Raw genomic sequence first — 22,562 nt, forward strand, 5'->3', positions numbered from 1 at the left:
TTTTATTGTGGATAGGAGATATAGATGAACTTATATCAGAATGAAGATACAGCGATAAAGACAGATGCACTCAATATGCTGAAACTGAACAAGAATATATTACTGAAAGGGCCGACAGGTTCCGGTAAAACAAAGCTCGCTGAAACGCTGAGACATGAGCTCAACCGCCCGATGCACAGCATCAACTGCTCAGTCGACCTTGATGCGGAGAGTCTGCTCGGCTTCAAGACCATTGAAATAGTAGATGGTGAATCTGTCATCACATTTGTTGAAGGCCCTGTCATCCAGGCGATGAAAGAAGGCCATCTGCTTTATATCGATGAAATCAATATGGCAAAGCCGGAGACATTGCCTATTTTAAATGGTGTACTCGACTTCCGCCGTACCATCACGAATCCATTTACGGGTGAAGTCATTACAGCGGCTGAGGACTTTGCGGTCATCGCAGCCATCAATGTCGGTTATGTCGGTACGCTCCCAATGAATGAAGCACTTAAGAACCGCTTTGTTGTGATAGATATGGATTATATTTCAGGTGATACCTTGAAAGAAGTCATCAAAACGCAGACGTTACTGCAGGACAGTGCGCTGATTGAGCAGCTCGTGAAGTTTAACCATGACCTTGTGACGATGGCGGAGCAAGGTCAGATCAGCGAGGAAGCGAGTTCTATCCGTGCGCTTCTCGACCTTTCAGACTTGACGACTATCATGCCGATAGAACGTGCCGTGAAACGTGCCATTGTAGATAAACTGGAAGATGAGCGTGAACAGCAGGCGATCATCAACGCGATGGAACTGACTTTCTGATGAGTGAAAAATTTATTCTATTCAACGATGAGAAAATAGATGCCTCTCAGCTGATGATGCTGACAGACCTCGCGCAGCTCATCATGGAGGATAATGAAGTTAAGGTCAATTTTCAGAAATTTGGCTACTACGATCCGCTCGAAAAAAGTCTGAATGTCAGCTTCAAATGGAAGCATAGGTCCGATCTGGATGAGCTCTATGCCCTGAAGAGCGATTGCCTCTTGTATGGCATGGGTTATCAGTATATGGATCAGCAGGCAGTCCATGAGCTGCTATCAGAAGAACTGAAGTTTACAAAGTTCCGCAACCAGCTGTTCATGCTGCTTGAAGAATACCGGCTGCAGAAAACAGTGCTTCATCATAGACCTGCAGCTGCCAAATATTTTGATACACGGATGCGACTGAAGCGACAGCAGAACTTGAGTCAGATCAAGGTCTATGAGACGAAGAAGATGCCGACAGACCTGCTGTTTCTGAAGATAGAGCGTGCGGTCCTGAATGACAATATCCTTAATTTTGAGACGGATTTCAGCGATGAATTTAATGCGCTGATCAGACAACGTTTAACTGCACTGTTCGAACTGAAGACGACCACTGATACTGTCGACCTGACACTCAGTCTGCTGTACATCATTGAGCCGCTCTTAACAAAAGATATGCTGAATGACTATTACTACCTGCCGGTCAAACTCCTGGATGATATTAAACGCTTCAAAGAGCAGAAGGCAACAGAGCTGTCCGGCAAAGATGCTGCTTCGGGGTCAAATGAGACTGAAGACGTGCAGGCAAAGACCAGTCAGTCAGCTTCTGAATCCGCTTATATGCAGACAGAAATCTCTGAAGGCCAGAACAGCCGTGCTGAGAGTGACAGTGCACGAGAAGGGCATGCATCTGATGAACCATCTGAGATTATGGCGGGTAGAGGTCAGAGTACAACTCAGAAAGACGGTGAAGGTGTAGACATCGCTGAAGAACTAGGTGCTGAAAATGAACAGGTAGCCATTGAGTGGCGTACACCGAAAGTGACTGAGCAGTCGCGCATGAATTACAGTATAAGTCAGCAGGAAGTCATGTCTGAAGTGAAAAAGCTGACAAACATCATACAGAAGACGATTGCACACCAAAATGAAAACGCACGCAGACAGCTAGCGATGGGCAGACTGGACCGTAAGCTTGTCAACTGGTTTATGGACGACCAGAAACGTGTGTTCTACAAGGAGGACCAGCAGTCAAAAGAATTGGATGCGACTTTCACATTGCTTGTTGATGCCTCTTACAGTATGGAAGACAAACTGGAAGAAACAAAAAAAGGAATCGTCCTTTTTCATGAGACGCTTAAAAAGCTGCTGATTCGTCATGAAGTCATCGCATTTAATGAGGATACATTCAGTTCAGATCAGAATGTTCAACTGAATATATTTGACTATCTGATCAACTATCAGCAGTCTCTAAATCCAAACATGGGGCCAGGTATTGAAACCATTGCGGCACAGGATGACAACCGTGATGGGCTGGCCATCAGAGTAGCGGGGGAGATGCTGAAGAGACGGAGTGAACAGCAGAAGTTTCTGATTGTCTTCTCAGACGGTGAACCATCGGCCTTTCAATATGAATCGAACGGGATTATCGACACGCATGAAGCAGTAATGAAACTGAGACGTGAAGGGATATTCGTCATCAATGTTTTCCTCAGTCAGACACCGATCTCAGAAGCGGTTGAAAACACGATTAAAAACATCTACAATGACTACTGTGTCTTTGTAGAAGGCGTAGAGAATCTACCTTATGTCATCTCGCCATTACTGAAGAAATTGCTGTTACAATCTTTGCACTAAATAAATAATTTAAATTTTCAGAAAAATATAGACTTCATTCCTTTAAAGTGATATAATTTCAATTAATTATTTCTTTTAGGAGGAAGTTTATGAACAAAAAAATAGTCGTGGTTGGCTTTATGTTATTCGCTATCTTTTTCGGAGCGGGTAACTTAATCTTCCCGCCTAAATTAGGCTTTATCAGCGGAGAGTTTTTCTGGCCCGCTATCATCGGTTTTATTGTGACAGGGGTAGGGATTCCGCTTATCACGATTATTGCCGGTGCATTTGATGAAGGAGGCTATAAGGCTGCTTTAAAGAATGTTCATCCTGTCTTTGGCGTCATTTTTCTGATCGCCATCTATTTAACTATTGGACCTTTATTTGCGATACCCCGAACAGGTGCAACTTCTTATGAAATGGCTTTAGTTCCGTTTATAGGTGGTCCTTCTAAATTGTCTTTATTCTTGTTTACGTTAGTGTATTTCGGTATTTCTCTCTGGCTCGCCATTAATCCCTCTAAGATGGTTGACCGGGTTGGTGCCATTCTGACACCTGTCTTACTTGTATCAGTTGTGCTGCTTGTTATCCGTGGCATCTTTATTTTCTCTGGTAACGCATCTACACCAACGGATACAGAGACTTTTACATCGGGCACAGGTAGTTTCTTCACTGGATTCACAGAAGGCTACTTGACGATGGACGCCATTGCAGCTATTGCTTTCTCTGTGATTGTATTGAATGCGGTGAAAGATAAAGGATTTACGAAAGAGACAGGCCTTCTGAAACCGACGATGCTAGCTGCTCTCATTGCGGCAGGTGCACTCGGATTTATCTATCTGACGCTTGGCTGGATGGGGAATCATTATCCATTGTCAGGTGAGCAGCTGGCCTTCATTGATAAGAATGGCCTCGACATCAGAACTTACCTGCTGACACATATGGCCAATGATGCATTCGGTGGATTTGGTAAAGTCTTGATTGGTGTCATTGTAACGCTTGCGTGTCTGACTACTTCTATCGGATTAATCGTTGCAGTCAGTGAATATTTCTATGAGATTTTCCCAAAGATCTCTTACAAAGTTTATGTTGTTATCTTTACGTTGTTCAGCTTGTTGTTAGCGAATCAAGGCTTACAGCAAGTTATAGCAACTTCTGTGCCAGTCCTGATGGTTCTTTATCCGATAGGTATGACACTTGTGTTACTCGTTATTTTATCTAAATTCATACCGACTCCAAGACTGTCTTATCAGATAGCAATGGCTTTCGTTACTATCATTGCTGTTCTTTCGGTGCTGTCCAGTAAAGATGTTGGACTGCTGCAGTTCCCTCTTATGAATCACTTACCGTTAAAGGCGCAGTCAATGGAGTGGTTACTCTTTGCACTCGCGGGCTATGTACTCGGACTTATCTTTGGAGCAAAACAACCTAAAATCAAATTCAACTAAAAAACCAGACGAACTAGAAGTTCGTCTGGTTTTTCTCTTGCTGTAATTGCAGGAGCTGTGTTTTCAGTTCCTGTTCCATCTTCGTTAATTCTGCTTCAGCTGCGCGGCGTTTAGAAGCACCTTCAGCCTGTATACTTAAAGTCTCACGGATCGTTTCTACAATATTGTTCTGAGTCGTTTTAAGCGTCTCTATCTCAACAATTCCACGTTCGTTTTCCTGTGCAGTCATAATGGTGTTTGTTTTTAACATCTCTGAATTTTTTAAAAGCAGTTCATTTGTTGTATTAGTGACTTGCTGCTGTGCTTTAGAAGCCTTTTGCTGATGCATGAGTGACAATGCAATAGCCATCTGGTTTTTCCATAATGGAATACTTGTTAAAATTGAACTCTGAATTTTTTCTGCTAATGTCGAGTTAACGTCCTGTATCATACGAATCTGAGGTGCAGACTGCAGTGTAATCTGGCGTGAAAGTTTCAGGTCATAGACACGTTTATCAAGACGGTTAATATACTGGCGCATATCATTTAGTTCCTGGACGGCTAACTGGTCGTTTGAGATGCTTGCTTTTTGCTGCAGTTCAGGAAGGCTCGCATTTAGTTCATCACGTTTTTCTTCTGCAGCCATGATGAACATATCGAGTGCTTCAAAATAAGCGCGGTTTTCCTCATATAAACGGTCCAAAAGAGCAACGTCTTTCATCAGTACATCTTTAGAGTGGTTCAGTTCTACTGAAATACGGTCGATTTGGCCAGAGACTGATTGATATTTAGACATCAATTCGTTAACAGTCGCCCCAACACGTTTGAACAGGCGTTTAATCGTTGACTTTTCAGTCTGGCTCAGTTCATCTGGATCGATTTCACGCAGTTTTTTCATTAATTTATCTAAATTATCACCAATCGGAGCAACATCTTTACGCTGAACTTCATCAAGGATCTGCTGAGAAAACTGAGAAAGTTTAGCTTGTGCGCCTGCACCGTACATCAGTAAATTTTCATTATCGAGTGGTTTGATCTGATGTTTAATCTGATTGATTTTTTCACGCTTCTCAGGAGAAATGGTATCGACCTGTTGTAATGGGGCAGTAGCAGGGCTGATAGTCTCCGCAAAAGGGTTGGCTGTTAAGTCATTAATTAAATCGTTGTTCATTATCAAAAATCCTTTCTTCTTGGCGTTTTTTGATGACAGGTACTTTTACGAGTTCCTCGGTTTCAAGTTGCGGTGTTACTTTTTCTTGTATTTTAGGCTGGTTGATTTTGGCGAGATCCACTTCAACAGACATCGCTTGAAAATCTTCTGAGTTTAATGCACGCAGATCGGCCTGCAAAGTCCGTTTCAGTTCTTCAAGTGTCAACCGTGCAGCCTGCAGCTGAGCCATTTCTTCCTGATTCTTATGGGGCATTCTGACCAGTGTCATATAATGATCGACAAGGTTGACCGTATTATCGAGATGTGTAAAAAAGAAACTGTCAACTTTGAAAAATTTATTAGGCTGTTTCTGAACGGTTTTATAAATGATACGCGCAATACGATTGATTTCAATTACAGACTTGAAATCTTTAATACTCCGCACCTTAGTGTACTGAGACATTAAAGTCTTGATTTTAGGACGGGCCTCATTCAAGTGCTTACGAATATATTTAAATTCTCGACGTGAGAGTCCCGCTTCGTTTAAATATTGTTTAGAAGTCGTCAGCTGGATGGGGATATATGCACCGATATAACCACCCAGCATAATCAGCCAGTCAAGCCATTGATCAAACGCAAAATATGTTGTGCTGATAAAACCGACGATTAAAGTAATAGGCACCGCAAAAATGGCACCTAAATAATAAGAAATATTATATTTCATATGCTTCATTCCTTTAATGAAATTCCTATATTTGTTTGAACTGCTTAAAGTCCTGATAAGGAAGTTGTTCACAGGTGTTAGAGGAGACTTTAGCAAACATGGTAGGACCTTTTAATATACGTTCCATAAATGCATGAATATCATTCTTGTTTCCTGAGACAAAGATCTCTACATAGTCTTCAACATTCGCGCCAGTACCTGTTACAGGAAACTTTTTAGCATGTGAAGCTGTCGCATTTCTAAATCCGACACCTTGAACTCTACCAAATATTTTATAATGTTCAGTAATCAGAGTTTTTCACCTCTTCATTTCTCTTTATTTCAATTATATGTATTTCATGCTGAAATTCCTAATAAATCGCATCGCTAAGTCAATTGCTTGAAAATATTGCAGAATACTCACATAATAGTGTAGAACTTATGAAAGAAGGGATTCGCATGTGGGAAGTCATCATCATACGGGCAGATTATGAAGGCTGGTGGCTTTTTGAAGGTTGGCAGGACCATATCATTCATCAGGAACAAGCTGATACTGAAGAGAAGTTTGAGAGAGTCTATCAGGAGCGTCTGAAACTGATGCGAGAAAAGTTTACTAACGAACTGATAGGGAAGTATCAAATACACGCTTTTTATAATAACTGTGAACTGCAATACTGTGAAGATTGCGAAGAAGATCTGCAGATATTCTACAGCTTGATTACTTTAAGAAATGGAGAAATTTATTACAATTAAGTAAAATTGTAAACGCTAAACTTTACAAAAAACTGTATTGCATAACCATTTGTGTTATTTTATAATGATAACAACCAGTAAGCGTTATCTGCATATTACAAAGTAAGTAAGCGTTATTTATTTTGTAATATGCAAATAATGCATATTGAATTTTCAGTGTTGGAGGTTTCATAATGAAACAAGGTACAGTTAAATGGTTTAATGCAGAAAAAGGATTTGGCTTCATCGAAATCGAAGGAGAAAATGATGTATTCGTACATTTCTCAGCGATCAATCAAGAAGGCTACAAATCATTAGAAGAAGGCCAAGCAGTGGAATTCGAAGTCGTTGAAGGCGACCGCGGACCACAAGCAGCTAACGTTGTTAAATTATAATTTATAATTATAGATGAACGTTAATAGAGCACCCCGGTTAATGCCGGGGTGCTCTATTTTTTATTTAACTTTTAAAAATTAATATAAATATATTATGTAAACTTAATAAATTATTAAAAAATATAATTCACAATAGAGAATATAAAAACGAGAATAAAAAAATACCCTGCATTAAGCAGGGCATCTATTATTTCAGAACACCTTGTTCTTTAAGATATTCTTCATAAGTAATTTCTTTTGAAAGACCGCCAGGGACATTTAAGTCAATGACGCGGTTGGCGATGGTATTAATGAACTCAAAGTCATAAGAAGTAAAGATGAGAGATCCTTTGAATGCTTTTAAACCATCATTGACTGCTGTAATACTTTCTAAATCTAAGTGGTTTGTCGGTTCATCGAGTAGAAGAACGTTCGCAGACGAAAGCATCATCTTAGATAACATACAGCGTACTTTTTCTCCCCCTGAAAGAACGGTTGCTTTCTTACGTACTTCTTCACCAGAGAAGAGCATACGACCGAGGAAGCCACGTAAAAATGTTTCTGTCTGCTCTTCAGGTGGGGCATACTGACGTAACCATTCCACCAGGTCAACATTCTTACCTTCAAAGAACTCTGAGTTATCTTTTGGCAGATAACTTTGAGACGTTGTGATACCCCATTTGTAAGTACCTTCATCTGCTTCCAGTTCACCTGCAAGGATTTTAAGCAGCGTTGTCTTCGCAATCTCTGAATCGCCGACTAGGACAGCTTTATCATTTGGGTTCATTGTGAATGAAACATTATCCAGTACTTTTACGCCATCAACGGTTTTAGTAAGACCTTGTACAGAAAGAAGGTCGTTACCGATTTCACGTTCTGGTTTGAAGTTGACGAAAGGATATTTACGTGAAGAAGGCTGGATATCATCCAGTTCGATCTTCTCGAGCATTTTCTTACGGCTTGTCGCCTGTTTTGATTTAGATGCGTTTGCACTGAAACGAGCAACGAAGTCCTGTAATTCCTTGATTTTCTCTTCTTTTTTCTTGTTTGAGTCCTGTAACATCTGCTGAGCAAGTTGGCTTGATTGATACCAGAAGTCATAGTTACCGACGTAGATTTTAATCTTGCCGTAATCCAGGTCAGCGATATGCGTACATACGTTGTTTAAGAAGTGACGGTCATGGGATACAACGATAACTGTGTTCTCAAAGTTGATCAGAAAATCTTCTAACCAGCTGATGGCAGGGATATCGAGACCATTGGTAGGCTCATCGAGTAAGAGAACATCAGGTTCACCGAAGATAGCCTGCGCGAGTAACACTTTGATTTTTTGATTGTTTTCAAGTTCAGACATCTGTTTGTCATGGAGCTCTTCTTTTATACCTAAGCCTGATAATAAAACTTGAGCGTCTGATTCAGCTGTCCAGCCGCCCATTTCACCGAATTCACCTTCAAGTTCAGCAGCACGCATGCCGTCCGCGTCACTGAAGTCAGGCTTCATGTAGATTTCATTTTTCTCTGTCATGACATTCCACAGTTTCTCATTACCGCGAAGAACAACGTCAAGTACACGTTCATTTTCGTACGCAAAGTGATCCTGCTTTAAGACTGAGAGACGTTCATCTTTACCTAAAGAGACATTCCCTGTCTGAGAGTCGAGTTCGCCTGATAAGATTTTCAGGAAAGTCGATTTGCCGGCACCATTTGCACCGATGAGACCGTAGCAGTTGCCCGGCGTGAATTTAATATTAACGTCTTCAAATAATTTACGGTCACCGAAACGAAGACTGACATTAGATACTTGTAACATAACATTCTCCTTAATATTTATTTCCGTTCAAAATTATAACATATTTTCACCCGCTTCTTATACTTTATTCTATATGGATGTTATAATAAACAAAAAGCACTGAAGGAGTTTTTATGGAGAACAATGAACAACGTTTATCAGGAAGTATCGACTTTCTGAAAGTAGCGGGACTGGAAGGATCGACTTACCGATTACTAGGACCGAATAATGAAGAAGTGAAACTGAATGCCTCTGAGATCGAAGAAGGCGACGAACTTGAAGTAGGTGAAGACTACAGCTTCTTCGTCTACCCCGGTCGAACAGGTGACTTGTTTGCGACTCAGAATATGCCGGTCATCACGACCAACAAATACGACTGGGTAAAAGTTATTAAAAAAGATAGAGATGGTGTGACTGTTGATATCGGTCTGCCGCGTGAAATCATCATCCCATGGGAAGATCTACCTAAGCTGAAAGAAGTCTGGCCGGAAAACGGCGACGAGCTCTTCTGTACGCTCCGTGTTGATCGTAATGACCAGATATACGCTCGACTGGCATCTGAGACAATGGTGACGTCATTATATACACCTGCTAAAGAAGAACTACTGCATACCACAATTGAAGCTTATCCATATCGTCTGCTTAAAATCGGAACGTTTCTGTTATCAAAAGAAGGCTATAAGATTTTTGTTCATGAAAGCGAACGACGTTCTGAGCCAAGACTCGGTGAAAAAGTAGAAGTCCGTATCATTGGTCATAAAGAAAATGGTGAACTAAATGGTTCATTTCTGCCGTTAGCTCATGAACGCATGGACGATGACAGTGAGATGATTCTTTCGATGCTGGATGAATATAATGGTGAATTGCCGTTCTCTGATAAATCAGATCCAGAAGCAATCCGCGAAGTCTTCAAAATGAGTAAAGGTAGTTTCAAACGTGCGATTGGAAAGTTGTACAAAGAGAAAAGAATCACGATTGAAACAGATAAAATCAAGAAAATATAATAGGGTCCCTCGCTATATTAATAGCGAGGGATTTCTTTCATATCAAGGAATCAATGGTAATTTAATAAGTCATTATATTATAAGTGTTTAAAATAAAGTGACATTAAAAAAGGATTATCCATTACGGATAATCCTTTTTATTATTCGCCGATTTCTTCTGTCAGCTTTTCGAGTTCATCTACTAATGAACCGATATAAGCGATTGTTTCTTTAAGCGGCGCATCAGTCGTTAAATCTATTCCAGCCATCTTGGCGAGCTCAACAGGTGTTTTAGAGCCGCCTGCTTTTAAGACTTCAATCCAGTCCTGAACAGCGCTCTGTCCTTCTTCATTGATGCGTTTAGCCATCAATGTCGCAATTGTCAGTCCGGCAGAATAAGTATATGGATAAAGGCCCATATAATAATGAGGCTGACGCATCCAGGTCAGTTCAGCTCCCTCGGTCATTTCTACTGTTTCTCCCCAGAAGTCAGAAATGACCTTTTTTTTAATGTCATTCAGTAAAGGTGCTGACAGCTGTTCGCCTGCATCAACCTGGTTATAGACTTCACGCTGATAAGCTGCTTCCAGCAGGTGAGTGACGAAGTTATGGTAATAGGTGCGTGAGATGATGGTCGCGATAACCCAGCGCTTAAATTTAGGATCATCAGATTCTTTAAGCAAGTAGTTCGCCATGAGCATCTCGTTCATTGTACTCGGCGCCTCTACGAAGTACAGCGAACTTTCTGCGTCAAAGATATTCTGGTGCTTGTTTGCCAGATTGAAATGTCCTGCATGGCCCAGTTCATGAGCCAGGACAAAGACTTCTGTCATCTTAGAAGTCCATGAGATCAGGATGAACGGATTCGTTGAATAAGGACTTGCACAGAATGCACCTGTCGATTTCCCTTTGTTCTGAACGAAGTCGATATAACGTTTATTGTACGCATCATCTACCAGCTGCATATAATCTTCACCCATAATTGATAGTGCCTTATTAATATAGTCCTGAGACTCAGCTACAGTAATCTCTGGTTCATATGTCTCGTCGAGTGATATCTTGAGATCCTCGAACTTCATCGTATCCAGATGATTCGTCTTCTGCAGTAATTTAGCGTAACGACGCATATGGGGTGCAAGTTCCGTTGTGATTAAATCAATCTGACGGTTGTAGAGTTCACGTGAAACTTCCTGTCTTTCAAGGAGAAAATCGATAACAGAGTCATAGCCACGAAGCTTAGATTCCGTTTTTTCCTGCTGTACTGTCATATTGTAGGTCTTAGCCGTTGTATTTTCATATTTCTTCAGTGTATCCGAGAACTTGCGAAAAGCGTTTCGTCTGACTTCTGTGTCGCCATCAACTTCCAGTTCACCTTCAAATGACACGTAGTTCATCGGAATCTCTTTACCGTGAGCTTCGAACGTACCAAAATCGATGTCGAGCATCTTAGTTGTATCGTAGAGACCGTATGGTGCACTAAATGTAGATGAGAATGCAGCAAGTGCTTTCTCAACTTCTGGGTGCAGCTGATGTGGTTTTCTTTTAACAAGCTTCTCTAGATAACGCTGATATTGTTTAGAATTATTTTTAATTTCCTCAAGTTTATCCGCTTCTAAAGCAAGTAGTTCTGAGTCTATGAATGACAGGGCACTTGCCATCTCATCATAGGCTGTACCGAACTGACCTATCAGTTTCTGTGCTTCTGCATTGGTCTGATCGACGCTTAAGTTCAGGCTGGCGTAATTACCTAGTCGGTCGATAGCCTCTGTAATCTGAGCGTAGGCGTTCAGCATCGCTTCAACAGTCTCTGCATTATTCAGAGTCCCTTTGTACTGTTGACTAAATGCATGGACTTTTGACACTGTTTCCTTCAGATTGCTATAGAAAGCAGCATCATTTTCAAATAGGGGACTAAGGTCCCATGTTTCTTCGATGTTTACTTCACTTCTTAATGTTGTCAATATTTCCATCTCCTCTCTGTCTGATATCCATTATACAGTTTCAGGTCACTTAGAGACAATGTTTAGAGAGTGAATTAAGGGTATAGATAGTTATAACCTATAAGGAGGTGTACATATGTTGATACTCGCTGACATCAGCTACACGGCTATACCGAACTTCCTTCTGATTTCGATTGTCGGAATGCTGATACTGTCCATGATTTTCGGTCTGTTGACCAACAGTTTTATACTTGCGCCTGTGCTGACATTTGTTCTGCTCGGAATCGCAGCATTCATTCTGCCGAATTTCTTTGACATCACGTTCCAGCCGCTTCTAGGCTATGCAACGTTTCTTGCAGTCCTCTCTCTTATACTGAGTCTGTTATTCTGGTATCTGACTAGAGATCGCCGCAGACAAAGAAAGCTTAGACGGGAGAGTCATCTCGAACGAGAAGAATTCGAAAACAAATATAACCGCCGTGAGAAAGAGAACGGGCTTTAAGACATGCATGCATGTCTTTTTTTAATGGAAAATTTACATACCAGTCACTGAATCTTTACAAGACTTCCATACACTGAAGTAAATACATATTTGGAGGATGGAAAATGAATAAACTGGTCAAAGTTCTTTCTACGGGTACACTTGCAGCACTCATGTTAACGCCTTATGCAGATGCCGCTTCAGTTTCAAGCTATAGCGAAAAGAGTTCATTAAAAGTAAGCCAGCTCGCGCGTTACGACTCAAAGACATCATTCGGTGAAAGCGGAACTGAAATCGTCGCTTATGATAAGAAATATAAGCGTGCATATTCTATCAACGGTGCACTGAATTCTCTTGATATTCTGGATGCTTCAAAGCTGACTAAAGGGAAAATGCCATTGCTGAAACGTGTTGCATTAAAAGACTTCAATGCACAAGGTTCAGATATTACAAGTGTTGCTATCCATCCTCAACATAAATACATCGCAGTAAGCGTTCCGGCGGCAAATAAGACAGATAACGGCCATGTTGTCTTCCTTTCTATGAACGGCAAGTTCAAAGTTCAGGTAGAAGTAGGGGCTCTGCCTGATATGCTGACTTTTACACCGAATGGTAATAATCTGGTGGTTGCAAATGAAGGAGAACCAAACGACGAATACACAGTCAATCCAGAAGGATCTGTCTCTGTTATCCGCACTAAGCCTAATGGTCACATTAAACAGTCTGATGTAACGACAACATACTTTGACCGTTCAATGATTGGCAGTGACGTTCGTGAATTAGGCCGTAATGCAGAAGAAAGCTTCCGCAACCTTGAGCCTGAGTACATCACGGTTGATAACAACAATAAATTAGCTTATATCACGATCCAGGAGCGAAATGCAGTCGCTACCTACGACATCAAGAAGAAGAAGTTCGTCTCTGTAAAAGGTCTTGGTTATAAGGACTATCACAAAACAACAATTGATGTCTCTGATAAAGATGATAAGATCAACATGAAGAATTATCCGTTATTCGGTATGTATCAGCCTGATGGTATCAGCCACCTGAACTATAAAGGCCACGTTTACCTGCTGACAGCTAATGAAGGGGATACACAGGATTATAAAGGTTTCTCTGAAGAGACACGTGTCGCTGATATTGCAGACCAGTATAATACGGCAAGTGATTACTTCAAAGGATTCGATTCATCTATCTTAAAAGATAAAAAATCACTCGGCAGACTGAAAACATCTACAAGTAACCCATTCACGAATGCAGACGGCACTTATGATGCAGTTGTAACGTTTGGCGGCCGTTCATTCTCAGTAGTAGAAGCGGATTCCATGAAGCAAGTCTACGACAGTGGAGATGACTTCGAGAAAATCATAGCAAAAGCATTCCCTGATGCCTTCAACAGCCAGCAGGAAGAACCAGGTAAAATCGAGTTTGACAATAGAAGTGATGATAAAGGACCTGAAGCGGAATCAGTGACAGTAGGTAAAGTAGGTAAGCACCAGTATGCTTTCATCGGTTTAGAGCGTACAGGTGGTATCATGGTCTATAACATGGATAATCCGACAAAACCGGTCTTTGAAACTTACTTCAAATCAAAAGATAACAAAGACATCTCACCAGAAGGTCTGACATTCATTCCAAAAGAAGAATCACCAACGAAGAAGCCATTACTGATGGCGAGCCATGAAATGTCAGGAACCATCGCGGTTTACGAATTTACAGGTAAATAAATAAGAAATAGAGTTCCCATTTGCTTCATTAAGCATATGGGGCTTTTTTTAAATAAAAAGTAAATGGTAAATGTCAATTTGAAGAGTTCCTATTTTCTCTCAATGATAAGGATTTAGATAGCCTGCTTGCTCGTTTGAACGTAATAGAGGAAATTGGTATATATGACAGCATACGACTAAAGTATGTTAAGAACCTCGATGATTATCTTTTTGAGGTATGATCGAGAAGCGGTAATAATCAGCAGAGAGCGGTTTACTTTCATATAGAACAGAACCAGTATGTAATTACGCATGGTTTTACCAAGAAAACACAAACAACTCCATTAAAGGAAATAAAAAAGGCAGACAAATCAAGAAGCAATATTTTATCAATAGAGGTGATTTAAAATGAGTGATGTTAAAAATCTTATCAGGAAACGCATAGAGGAGAGGCCGGAACGTGCCGATATTTACAGAGAAGAAGAATTTAAAACTGCTGCTGCCTTAGCATTACTTAATCTGAGAAAGCAAAAAGGGCTTACACAAAAAGAACTGACTCAACTAATAGGTAAGCCGCAATCAACAATCTCAAGAATAGAGACAGGTGAAATGAATCCTACATCCATCGTCAACATTGGAAACTATAGCTGAAGCAACAGATACAAAATTGAAGTTAGAATTTATTTAATGTTTCATTTTTCATTCCTTATTTTCTGAATATTTGGTATATTATATAAAATTAGTTATATCATAATTATTTCAGTGAGGAGTGAACACTTGAAAGGGATACTTAAAATTCTTATTAATTTATTAATCTTATTTCTTGTAGCATGTCTGCCTTCATTATTTAAATCTCAGCATTTCAGCTTCAACAATTATTTATCTGCTATACGTTATACGATAAAAAGTTTATCAGACCCTCAGCAGATTGTATTTATACGAGTCAGAGCTCAAAGGCTATTATCTTTCCTGTAATAGTCTTACTTGTCATTCCTACGGTCAATAGCATCATATTATTAAAAAAGCTGATGGAAGCGGAGAAGGTAAGTACATACGTGGAATTTGCTAGATCAAAAGGGTTATATGAACATCAAGTGTTTGCTAATCATATTATGCGTAATCTGATGATGGGTTACCTGATTAATCTGAAACAGATTGTCTGGATCACCTTATCGAGTCTTCTATTTTTAGAGAGAGTGATGAATATATTCGGTGTATCGGTCTTTATATTTGAGTACAACTCACCGGTCGTTCTGTTTATCACCTTTATGCTGCTTTATATTCCAATTGCGCTTTTATTCGGTATGACTCAATATGTTGTGAATCATATAACGGGCAGGAGGATGGTATGATGAAGAGAATTTATTTCTATCTGATTCTGCTTGTTATACCAGCTATTATCGGAATCATTTACTATGATATTCTGAATGGAAAAGTAAAAAGAACGGATTTTCTATATGATAGTGACGGTACCGTTATAGCAAGCTCACCGTTTCCACCAAGTCTTCAGGCTATATTTGGTGTAGATTCAAGTTCTAATCATATGGCCTATGAGGTTTTATCAGGCTACAGGATTACACTAGCCTTATTGATCATCATTGCGCTTCTTTCGTTAATTATAGCAATAGTTATTGGCACACTATTAGCTTTCAATAAAAGAAGCGGTATTTTCTTTCAGGCAGTAGTTGATCCATTCTTCTATATTCCGCAGTCAATTTTAGCTTACATACTTTTAAGACCTGTTCTCTATGAACCGATTGATGGATTTGAGAACTCATCTCAATTCAGAGTCGTCTATCATATAGTGATACTCATTTTATTAATGATTCCGACGACTATAGCTCTTGTTAAGGAATCATTAATAAAATGATTCTTGAGAAGGAGTTTATTGATAGCGCTTATACCCTAAGTCCTAGTAAAATACATATTTATTTGAAGCATATTGTCCCAAATATGACACTCCAGTATTTCATTACATTTCTCAGAATATTATTTCAGACACTCATTGTCATCTCACACCTTGCGTTTTTTAAGATTTTCTTCGGTGGAACAGATGAATGTTATGGACCGGCATGTGAGATTATTGAAAAACCTGTACTGCCTGAGTTAAGTAGTCTAATGGGATATCATTTTCATGATTTATCATTCGCTTGGTGGACTTTCTATGCCCCTTTAATGGCTATCATCTATATGATAGTGCTGGTGCAGATGATGGTTAAAAGATTAGAAAACTTAAATCATTGATAATTCTATTATATTAACGCCTATTATAAATGAACCTCATAATATTCATGAAATGTTCGCTGGTTGGAAAGATGATGGTATTAGATCATCTGAACTGGACTGGGGAATTTCTGAAGGAGAGGAACTAGATTGGTAAAAATGGTCTTTCAAGGTGATATATTTTTTTAGACTTTAGTCCAAGTAGAGGTCATGAACAACGTAATAAAAGACCAACTTTGGCTATTAGTCATGATTTAGTTAATAAAACGAGTTATAAGACTATTGTATTACCTATATTTAGTACAAAAGATTAACACTAATTGTCCTTTTAAAGGGTGGTTAGTTTTTTTAATTTAGCAATAGTTTCTAACTTATAATAATAACCTTAAAATTACCTTAAAATTCCTGTATATGTGTTGATTGCCATTTTTATTAAGAACATAATAGCACTTATACATACAGGAAGAGGTGTTTTAATGAAAAAGACTCTGATAGGCTTAAATATCGCCAACTATTTGCTGCTGATATTTTTAATGTTATTTCCGTATGATCCATATTCGTGGTTTAATGGATTTGTCAGAATAGGTATTTTTATAGCAACATCGTTATGTATTCTGATATACGGTTTATGGATGTATCATTCTAATAAACAAGAATATGAGTATATCGTTTCAATCAGTTCAATAATCAATGCGATTAATTTATTTGTATTGCCGATTGTCTATATGATTTTCTCAATCATGCTATGAAACTTGTGTCAGAAGAAATCATGATGTTGAATCCAATTAAAAGTTAAATTACAGCTGGCAATGAAAATTATAACTATAGTTCTCATTTGGTTTAAGTTCATTATAAGTAACCAATCATATTCATATGTAGTTGATAGGGACTTATAAGAACATAAATGCTCTCCTACACATAACTTCCTATAATATATATTATGTAAACTAGAATAATGAAAAATAAGAGGAGACTTTCTATCTCTCTTAATAATCACAAAAACCGTCATTAATTTATAATGACGGTTTTTGTGATTATTTCTTTTTAATGATATGTTTTATGCGTCGTGCACCGCCGCCAGCTTTCATGGCCGCCTGATGAAGCACAGCTTTCGGTTTATTAATTGTCTTATTAAAATCTCCGACAAGTTCTTCAATCTGTGCATTGAAACCGCGTTTAAATCGATAAACGCCATAATCTTCGCCAGATTCCGTGAAATCGCCAGATACGCCGTAAAAATTATAACGGCTAAATTGATGTTCAAAACAATAATTGATCATATACCAGTGCATGGCATATGGACCCATAAACTGGCTGTATTTATGACTTGAACCGCCTGAGAAATAATTGATCTCATAATTATTCTCAAAAAACATACCGGCTGCTAGATTCAGTATCTGTCCGTCAGTTTTCTTCAGTTCATTCATATCCAGTATATTTTGCTGCAGTTTTTTCAGCTGGTCATCTAAGTCAGCTAGTTTCTTAAGCTGTTTATCTGACTTATTGTCTGCTAACAGCAGCTGGTCATGCTTAGCTTCCAGTTCAAGCTGTTCTGCATTTAAATCTGCGATATGTTCATCCAGATCAATATATGCAAGTGGCATAATGGCTTTCGAACCGTAATGTTTCTTAAATCGTTTGAAATAGTCGTCGTCACGGGCAATAAAACCTGCCCGTTCTTCTGTTTCTCTATAGAGATCCAGGAAGATGTCAATCTCATTTTCTTCCAGCAGACGGATTTTGACACCGTATTTCTGTGCCTTTTTGACATTTCGTTTACGCTGGCTGTCAAACTGCTTCATGATAGATGCCGGTGTTTCACCTTCCAGATACAGCACGCTCATCCAGCGTACTTGTGTATAACTGTAGCCCCTTGTAAAACCGCCATGCGTATAGTCTAATGACTCTATTAGCTTGATGAGGTCATCATTGCCCTCTGTTTTCGGTTTAACATCTTTATCATATGTTCTATAAATCCAGTATGGATCCAGTTTGACGTACAGACACTGATGCTGTTTTAAGTACTTATCAAGTGACTGGAAGTAAAAGCGAATCAGCTCTGTATTTGATGTATCTAAAACAGGTCCTCGGTTTGAATAGTACATATAGCTGCCGAATGTCGGAATTTTAGAGAACAGACTTGCTGCAATCACTTTATCGTTCTCTTTAACACCCAGGAGGACAACCGGGCTTTTCTCTTCTTCCCTGTTAGCGATATTTTCTGCCATCTGGAAGTAGTGGCTCATATATGGTGTCTCAGCCATAAAAGTCTTGAATTCTTTTGTAGTCAGTTCTGTGAATTGCATAACTTTCCCCCTACTATCCTTTTATCTTCTTCATCGCCTGATAAGCCTGGTAGACCGGCTTATTGACCGGCAGTACGAAGTCGCCGATATATTCCATGACGTCAGCATTGAAACCTTTCTTGAACTTGATGACGCCTGCATCCTCTGCATTTTCACTGAAGTCTCCGCTGATACCGTAGAAATTATAACGATTGATACCATGTTCAAGTGCATAGTTGATCATTTTCCACTGGATGGCATAAGAGCCTGCGAAGTGTCTGAATTCATTTGCTGTTCCGCCAGCCAGATAGACTACTTCATATGGATTAATCAGGTAGAATGCAGCCGCTACAGGCAGTTCATCTCCATGCTGAGACTGCAGTTCTTTCGCTTCTGTCAGACGATCTTCAATCGCTGCCAGCTGTTTCTCAAGATCTGCTTTCTTCTTGTCATTCTTCTGTGTATTCTCGTTCTGAAGATTGCGTTCAACACCCTGCTTTTCCTCTTCCAGCTGAGGAATATACTCTGTAAAGTCAATATAAGCAAGCGGCATCAGTGCTCTGTCTCCAAAATGACGCAGGCGCAGCTTATAGAAACTGTCGTCGCGGTCCTGGAACTCTTTTTTCGAGCTTGTGTCTGCCATAAACTGTCTGAAGATAGGCATCTCATCTTCTGTCAGGTATCGAACTTTAATACCATTTTTGATGACCTTCTTGATATTACGCTTACGCAGACTGTCCATATCCTTAAGGACAGACTTTGAATCTTTACCTTCAAGGTCAAGAACTGAATGCCAGCGTATCTGGAAATTGGTTTTCATCCCTGTTGTATAGCCTTGATGTTGATAGCCGAGTGCTTCCATCTCATTGATGACTGAAGCGGTCGGATATTTTTCAAGGATGTTGCCATCATGATCTCGCTTCTGATAAGCGACATATGGATCGACGCGGACATAGAGTGCTTTATGTTGTTTTAAATATTTCTTCAGTTCTGTAAAGAAGAAGTGCAGCAGTTCCTTGTTGTTATAGTCCATTACCGGTCCACGGTTTGTGTAGAAATATTTGAAGACTTTCATGACAGGAATCGCAGTCAAAAGACATGCAGCAATAACTTGACCGTTCTCCTCTACTCCTACTAGGTGGACTTCAGCACCTTCTGCCTGTTTGACGTCATAGTTGACTGTCATCTGTGTGAAATGGCTGCCTGTTTTATCGCAGAATGTGCCGAATTGTTCTTTTGTCAGTGTAATAAACTTCATAGTTAACTCCTTCTTGTTCGATAGATTGATAGTTATTTTATGCTATAATTCGTTTATATAAAGGAATTTCAGAAAATTCGCTTATATAAACGAACGGAGGTATAACATGATTGGATTGTTCATTATGGACGTATCAGGAAGTACAGCCCATGGTAATGCAGATGAAATCAGTCATAGACTCCAGCAGCTGGAGACAGCAATCAATCAGTGGACACAGCCCCTGAATAGACGCTATGTCAATTTCAGAATGGGTGACGAACTGTTTTTTGTCTGTGACTCACCGGGAGATATGCTGATAATAGCTTATTATATCAAATTATCATGGCCATTAAAAAGCCAGACCCTAAAATTCGGGTTATCAATCGGTGAAAGTGAGCTGCCGGAAGCGGATTTCGAGCACTGGAATGCGCCTATCATTAAAAAAGCACGTCAAGCACTGGAAAGTATTAAGACGAATGATCAGGTTGACCTCTGTCTCTCGGCTGAGAATGTTTCAATGATGAATCATGTGCTCTTCTACTATATGACAGATATTCTGCGCCAGCATACAGATATCCAGAGAGAAATACTGCTGATGAGTCTTTCGATTCCTGTGCAGAGAGAACTGGCTCATGAAATGGATAAGAGCTTCTCGACAGTGTCCACCCATCTCAAAAAAGCGCGTAGTAAACAGCTTGACCTGATTGAGCAGGAACTCATCCAATACAGTTCAGGTATCAATGAAGAGATGAGAAAACATATTAGACAGACACTAAAGGACTTATACCAATGATGATGAATCTGACACTCTACTTCTTATGTATCGTCCTCTATATATTCAGTGGGCCATTTATCCGTGCATTTCTGTCGTCTATGAGTTCTACTAAACTACCTAAGTCAGATAATGTCGGGCTTGTCATCGGTTATCTCGAAAGGTTTCTGATCATTATCTTTATTGTACTAAAGGAATATACCGCAATTGGACTGGTCATCGCAAGTAAATCTATTTTAAGGTTCAATGACGTCAAACAGGACCCAGTTGAGCATCAGCCTGATAAGATAGATAAACAGTCAGAATACATCCTGCTCGGAACCATGCTTTCTATGACAGTAGGTATATTGATTGGATTACTTGCCTCGATTGATTTTAGATAAGATAGATAAAGTCCCGCAAATTTTTTGCGGGACTTTATTATGCTTTATTATTGATGCTGAGCAAGCTGAAGTTGATAATATTTACCTCTTCGTGCCATTAATTCATCGTGACTGCCTGATTCAGCGATTCGCCCGTCTTCTATATAAAGAATGCGGTCAGCATCTCTGATAGTAGACAAACGATGTGCAATCGTTAAGGTAGTCCGGCCTTCTGATAGTTCCTTGAAGGCTGCCTGTATGCGATTCTCTGTTTCAACGTCAAGAGCGCTCGTCGCTTCATCTAGAATAATGACCTTCGGATTCTTAAGGAACATACGGGCAATAGAGACCCGCTGCTTCTGACCACCAGACAGTTTAGTACCACGTTCTCCGACAATTGTATCTATACCGTGTGGCAGGCCATCCACAAATGACTTGAGCTGTGCTTTATCAATAGCCCACATAATCTCCTCTTCAGTTGCTGTCATATCTCCGTAAGCGACGTTCTCCCTTAATGTACCGCTGAATAGGAAGACATCCTGCTGAACAATACCGATCTGCTGTCTTAAGGACTCAAGCGTATAATCTCTGATGTCATCACCATTGATGGTGATACGACCATTGATAGGATCATAGAACCTTGGTAACAGCGAGCATAGAGTGGTCTTCCCGCCGCCACTAGGACCGACCAGAGCAACTTTCTCACCTTCGTTCACTGTAAACGATAAGTCATCAAGTATGGTCTTATCTCCATATTTAAAGGTCACATGCTCATAGCTGATAGTCTCAGGGGTAGATGCGAAAGTGACAGCGTCTTTAGAATCTTTGATTTCGGTTGTTGTCTCCATAATCTCTCTGAAGTTCTTAAAACCTGCAATTCCTTTTGGAAAGAGCTCGATAATCAGATTAATGGACTGAAGCGGCTTAAAGAGAATATCTGTAATCATGATAAATGCCACAAACTCACCATTGGTCATATGACCATGCAGGACAAAATAACAGCCGAGTATCAGAACAATGATTAAAGTGAATTTCTGTGCGATATAACCGATGGATGAGTTCCAGGACATATAGTTATAGGCCTTCAGTTTAGTCGCCCGGAATGCTTCATTTGCTGATTCAAATCTTTTCTGTTCATGCCGTTCATTCGTAAATGCCTGAACAAGACGAATACCGCCGATACTCTCACCAATCACTTCATTAAAAGTGGATACATTCCCGAAAAGACGTTCAAATGCGGTTGTCATCTTCTGGTTGAAGTAAATCGTCAGAATAAAGATGATCGGAACAATACAGAATGTAATGAGTGCAAGCTTTACATCGATGAATAGCATAATCATCAGCGCGCCGATAACAGTCATCACTGCGACAAACACTTCTTCCGGTCCGTGATGGGCCACTTCCCCTATATCCATCAGGTCATTGGTGAGACGGCCAATCAGTTTACCGGTCTTCATGTTATCGAAAAATCCGAAATTCAGTTTCTGCAGATGCTGATAGAGCTCATTACGGATATCCCGTTCAATATTGGTTCCGAGCTTATGTCCCCAGTAAGTAACGATGAACTTAAGCAGAGAGACAAAGCCGTATACAAGAAATAAGCCGATTGCACCGAAGACGATATTTCGCCAGTCCTTAGATGGCAGCAGTTCGTCAATGAACAGACTGGTCATCAACGGAAAAATCAGTTCCAGTACACCGACAAAGACGGCTGAACCGAAGTCAAGAATGAACAGCCCTTTATAAGGCTTGTAGTATTTAAAGAAATCTTTCATTA

At 39.8% G+C, this 22,562-nt stretch carries 22 protein-coding genes and 1 pseudogene; 15 read left to right on the forward strand and 8 right to left on the reverse strand.

What is annotated here, in order from left to right; all coding sequences use genetic code 11:
- Positions 1-24 precede the first annotated feature (24 nt).
- From ERX27_RS07960 to brnQ, 3 genes are all read left to right on the forward strand, one after another.
- Entirely contained in the window at positions 25-807 is a 783-nt protein-coding gene (locus ERX27_RS07960) for an ATP-binding protein (protein ID WP_133432308.1), read from the forward strand.
- A complete protein-coding gene (locus tag ERX27_RS07965; RefSeq protein WP_133432309.1) occupies positions 807-2,642 on the forward strand; it encodes a vWA domain-containing protein in 1,836 nt (611 codons plus the stop codon). Before ERX27_RS07960 ends, ERX27_RS07965 begins: the two co-directional genes overlap by 1 nt.
- Before the next feature lie 89 nt (positions 2,643-2,731).
- Positions 2,732-4,069, forward strand: a complete 1,338-nt coding sequence (gene brnQ / locus ERX27_RS07970) for a branched-chain amino acid transport system II carrier protein (RefSeq protein ID WP_133432310.1) — start codon at positions 2,732-2,734, stop codon at positions 4,067-4,069.
- Positions 4,070-4,082: 13 nt separating this feature from the next.
- On the opposite strand, the gene ERX27_RS07975 is transcribed toward brnQ, so the two are convergent.
- Genes ERX27_RS07975 through ERX27_RS11645 form a run of 3 tightly spaced genes read right to left on the reverse strand, consistent with a single transcriptional unit; the run spans position 4,083 to position 6,214 of the window.
- Positions 4,083-5,219, reverse strand: a complete 1,137-nt coding sequence (locus ERX27_RS07975) for a toxic anion resistance protein (RefSeq protein WP_133432311.1) — start codon at positions 5,217-5,219, stop codon at positions 4,083-4,085.
- Entirely contained in the window at positions 5,200-5,922 is a 723-nt protein-coding gene (locus ERX27_RS07980; RefSeq protein WP_165983131.1) for a 5-bromo-4-chloroindolyl phosphate hydrolysis family protein, read from the reverse strand. The genes ERX27_RS07975 and ERX27_RS07980 overlap by 20 nt, the downstream gene beginning before the upstream one ends.
- Before the next feature lie 25 nt (positions 5,923-5,947).
- Positions 5,948-6,214, reverse strand: coding sequence for an acylphosphatase (locus ERX27_RS11645; protein ID WP_133432334.1), 267 nt, complete (start codon positions 6,212-6,214; stop codon positions 5,948-5,950).
- Between the two features lie 146 nt (positions 6,215-6,360).
- On the opposite strand from ERX27_RS11645, the gene ERX27_RS07990 reads away from it, so the two are divergent.
- Positions 6,361-6,654: a DUF1033 family protein gene (locus tag ERX27_RS07990; RefSeq protein ID WP_133432313.1), complete on the forward strand. Its 294-nt coding sequence runs from the start codon at positions 6,361-6,363 to the stop codon at positions 6,652-6,654.
- A gap of 173 nt (positions 6,655-6,827) precedes the next feature.
- Positions 6,828-7,028 carry a cold shock protein CspA gene (gene cspA / locus ERX27_RS07995; RefSeq protein WP_016912585.1) on the forward strand — a complete coding sequence of 67 codons (201 nt, stop codon included), beginning with the start codon at positions 6,828-6,830 and terminating at the stop codon, positions 7,026-7,028.
- Between the two features lie 187 nt (positions 7,029-7,215).
- Here the strand turns inward: cspA and ERX27_RS08000 are convergent, their stop codons facing one another.
- Positions 7,216-8,817, reverse strand: coding sequence for an ABC-F family ATP-binding cassette domain-containing protein (locus ERX27_RS08000; protein WP_133432314.1), 1,602 nt, complete (start codon positions 8,815-8,817; stop codon positions 7,216-7,218).
- A 113-nt stretch (positions 8,818-8,930) separates the two neighbouring features.
- On the opposite strand from ERX27_RS08000, the gene ERX27_RS08005 reads away from it, so the two are divergent.
- Positions 8,931-9,800 carry a CvfB family protein gene (locus ERX27_RS08005; protein ID WP_133432315.1) on the forward strand — a complete coding sequence of 290 codons (870 nt, stop codon included), beginning with the start codon at positions 8,931-8,933 and terminating at the stop codon, positions 9,798-9,800.
- 140 nt (positions 9,801-9,940) lie between these two features.
- On the opposite strand, the gene pepF is transcribed toward ERX27_RS08005, so the two are convergent.
- A complete protein-coding gene (pepF, locus tag ERX27_RS08010) occupies positions 9,941-11,740 on the reverse strand; it encodes an oligoendopeptidase F (protein WP_424960616.1) in 1,800 nt (599 codons plus the stop codon).
- Between the two features lie 115 nt (positions 11,741-11,855).
- Between pepF and ERX27_RS08015 the strand changes: the two genes are divergently transcribed.
- From ERX27_RS08015 to ERX27_RS11690, 7 genes and pseudogenes are all read left to right on the forward strand, one after another.
- Positions 11,856-12,221, forward strand: coding sequence for a hypothetical protein (locus ERX27_RS08015; RefSeq protein ID WP_243715878.1), 366 nt, complete (start codon positions 11,856-11,858; stop codon positions 12,219-12,221).
- A 104-nt stretch (positions 12,222-12,325) separates the two neighbouring features.
- A complete protein-coding gene (locus tag ERX27_RS08020; RefSeq protein WP_133432316.1) occupies positions 12,326-13,927 on the forward strand; it encodes a choice-of-anchor I family protein in 1,602 nt (533 codons plus the stop codon).
- A 239-nt stretch (positions 13,928-14,166) separates the two neighbouring features.
- A pseudogene (locus tag ERX27_RS11525) lies at positions 14,167-14,313 on the forward strand (type II toxin-antitoxin system RelE/ParE family toxin); the annotation flags it as partial.
- A 1-nt stretch (position 14,314) separates the two neighbouring features.
- Complete coding sequence (locus tag ERX27_RS08030; protein ID WP_208001773.1) at positions 14,315-14,557, forward strand: helix-turn-helix domain-containing protein; 243 nt, start codon at positions 14,315-14,317, stop codon at positions 14,555-14,557.
- Between the two features lie 404 nt (positions 14,558-14,961).
- Positions 14,962-15,258 (forward strand): hypothetical protein, encoded by a 297-nt coding sequence (locus ERX27_RS08035; RefSeq protein WP_133432317.1) that lies wholly within the window; start codon positions 14,962-14,964, stop codon positions 15,256-15,258.
- Positions 15,258-15,776 carry a hypothetical protein gene (locus ERX27_RS08040; protein ID WP_133432318.1) on the forward strand — a complete coding sequence of 173 codons (519 nt, stop codon included), beginning with the start codon at positions 15,258-15,260 and terminating at the stop codon, positions 15,774-15,776. Before ERX27_RS08035 ends, ERX27_RS08040 begins: the two co-directional genes overlap by 1 nt.
- 532 nt (positions 15,777-16,308) lie before the next feature.
- Positions 16,309-16,443, forward strand: coding sequence for a type II toxin-antitoxin system PemK/MazF family toxin (locus ERX27_RS11690; RefSeq protein WP_481817045.1), 135 nt, complete (start codon positions 16,309-16,311; stop codon positions 16,441-16,443).
- Positions 16,444-17,163: 720 nt separating this feature from the next.
- On the opposite strand, the gene ERX27_RS08055 is transcribed toward ERX27_RS11690, so the two are convergent.
- Together ERX27_RS08055 and ERX27_RS08060 are read right to left on the reverse strand one after the other, a co-directional pair.
- Positions 17,164-18,435: an aminoacyltransferase gene (locus ERX27_RS08055; RefSeq protein WP_133432319.1), complete on the reverse strand. Its 1,272-nt coding sequence runs from the start codon at positions 18,433-18,435 to the stop codon at positions 17,164-17,166.
- 13 nt (positions 18,436-18,448) lie between these two features.
- Entirely contained in the window at positions 18,449-19,672 is a 1,224-nt protein-coding gene (locus ERX27_RS08060) for an aminoacyltransferase (RefSeq protein WP_133432320.1), read from the reverse strand.
- Between the two features lie 106 nt (positions 19,673-19,778).
- On the opposite strand from ERX27_RS08060, the gene ERX27_RS08065 reads away from it, so the two are divergent.
- Positions 19,779-20,444: a sigma-70 RNA polymerase sigma factor region 4 domain-containing protein gene (locus tag ERX27_RS08065; RefSeq protein ID WP_133432321.1), complete on the forward strand. Its 666-nt coding sequence runs from the start codon at positions 19,779-19,781 to the stop codon at positions 20,442-20,444.
- Positions 20,441-20,806 carry a hypothetical protein gene (locus tag ERX27_RS08070; protein ID WP_133432322.1) on the forward strand — a complete coding sequence of 122 codons (366 nt, stop codon included), beginning with the start codon at positions 20,441-20,443 and terminating at the stop codon, positions 20,804-20,806. The genes ERX27_RS08065 and ERX27_RS08070 overlap by 4 nt, the downstream gene beginning before the upstream one ends.
- A gap of 47 nt (positions 20,807-20,853) precedes the next feature.
- On the opposite strand, the gene ERX27_RS08075 is transcribed toward ERX27_RS08070, so the two are convergent.
- Positions 20,854-22,560: an ABC transporter ATP-binding protein gene (locus ERX27_RS08075; protein ID WP_133432323.1), complete on the reverse strand. Its 1,707-nt coding sequence runs from the start codon at positions 22,558-22,560 to the stop codon at positions 20,854-20,856.
- Positions 22,561-22,562 lie beyond the last annotated feature (2 nt).

Source organism: Macrococcus brunensis (assembly GCF_004359615.1).
Lineage (GTDB): Bacteria > Bacillota > Bacilli > Staphylococcales > Staphylococcaceae > Macrococcus > Macrococcus brunensis.

Excerpts from the sequence above, each read along its gene's own strand:
- ERX27_RS07960 (WP_133432308.1), top strand. The coding sequence starts at position 25 with ATGAACTTATATCAGAATGAAGATACAGCGATAAAGACAGATGCACTC.
- ERX27_RS07965 (WP_133432309.1), top strand. The coding sequence starts at position 807 with ATGAGTGAAAAATTTATTCTATTCAACGATGAGAAAATAGATGCCTCT.
- brnQ (WP_133432310.1), top strand. The coding sequence starts at position 2,732 with ATGAACAAAAAAATAGTCGTGGTTGGCTTTATGTTATTCGCTATCTTT.
- ERX27_RS07975 (WP_133432311.1), bottom strand. The coding sequence starts at position 5,219 with ATGAACAACGATTTAATTAATGACTTAACAGCCAACCCTTTTGCGGAG.
- ERX27_RS07980 (WP_165983131.1), bottom strand. The coding sequence starts at position 5,922 with ATGAAATATAATATTTCTTATTATTTAGGTGCCATTTTTGCGGTGCCT.
- ERX27_RS07990 (WP_133432313.1), top strand. The coding sequence starts at position 6,361 with ATGTGGGAAGTCATCATCATACGGGCAGATTATGAAGGCTGGTGGCTT.
- cspA (WP_016912585.1), top strand. The coding sequence starts at position 6,828 with ATGAAACAAGGTACAGTTAAATGGTTTAATGCAGAAAAAGGATTTGGC.
- ERX27_RS08000 (WP_133432314.1), bottom strand. The coding sequence starts at position 8,817 with ATGTTACAAGTATCTAATGTCAGTCTTCGTTTCGGTGACCGTAAATTA.
- ERX27_RS08005 (WP_133432315.1), top strand. The coding sequence starts at position 8,931 with ATGGAGAACAATGAACAACGTTTATCAGGAAGTATCGACTTTCTGAAA.
- ERX27_RS08015 (WP_243715878.1), top strand. The coding sequence starts at position 11,856 with ATGTTGATACTCGCTGACATCAGCTACACGGCTATACCGAACTTCCTT.
- ERX27_RS08020 (WP_133432316.1), top strand. The coding sequence starts at position 12,326 with ATGAATAAACTGGTCAAAGTTCTTTCTACGGGTACACTTGCAGCACTC.
- ERX27_RS08030 (WP_208001773.1), top strand. The coding sequence starts at position 14,315 with ATGAGTGATGTTAAAAATCTTATCAGGAAACGCATAGAGGAGAGGCCG.
- ERX27_RS08040 (WP_133432318.1), top strand. The coding sequence starts at position 15,258 with ATGAAGAGAATTTATTTCTATCTGATTCTGCTTGTTATACCAGCTATT.
- ERX27_RS08055 (WP_133432319.1), bottom strand. The coding sequence starts at position 18,435 with ATGCAATTCACAGAACTGACTACAAAAGAATTCAAGACTTTTATGGCT.
- ERX27_RS08060 (WP_133432320.1), bottom strand. The coding sequence starts at position 19,672 with ATGAAGTTTATTACACTGACAAAAGAACAATTCGGCACATTCTGCGAT.
- ERX27_RS08065 (WP_133432321.1), top strand. The coding sequence starts at position 19,779 with ATGATTGGATTGTTCATTATGGACGTATCAGGAAGTACAGCCCATGGT.
- ERX27_RS08070 (WP_133432322.1), top strand. The coding sequence starts at position 20,441 with ATGATGATGAATCTGACACTCTACTTCTTATGTATCGTCCTCTATATA.
- ERX27_RS08075 (WP_133432323.1), bottom strand. The coding sequence starts at position 22,560 with ATGAAAGATTTCTTTAAATACTACAAGCCTTATAAAGGGCTGTTCATT.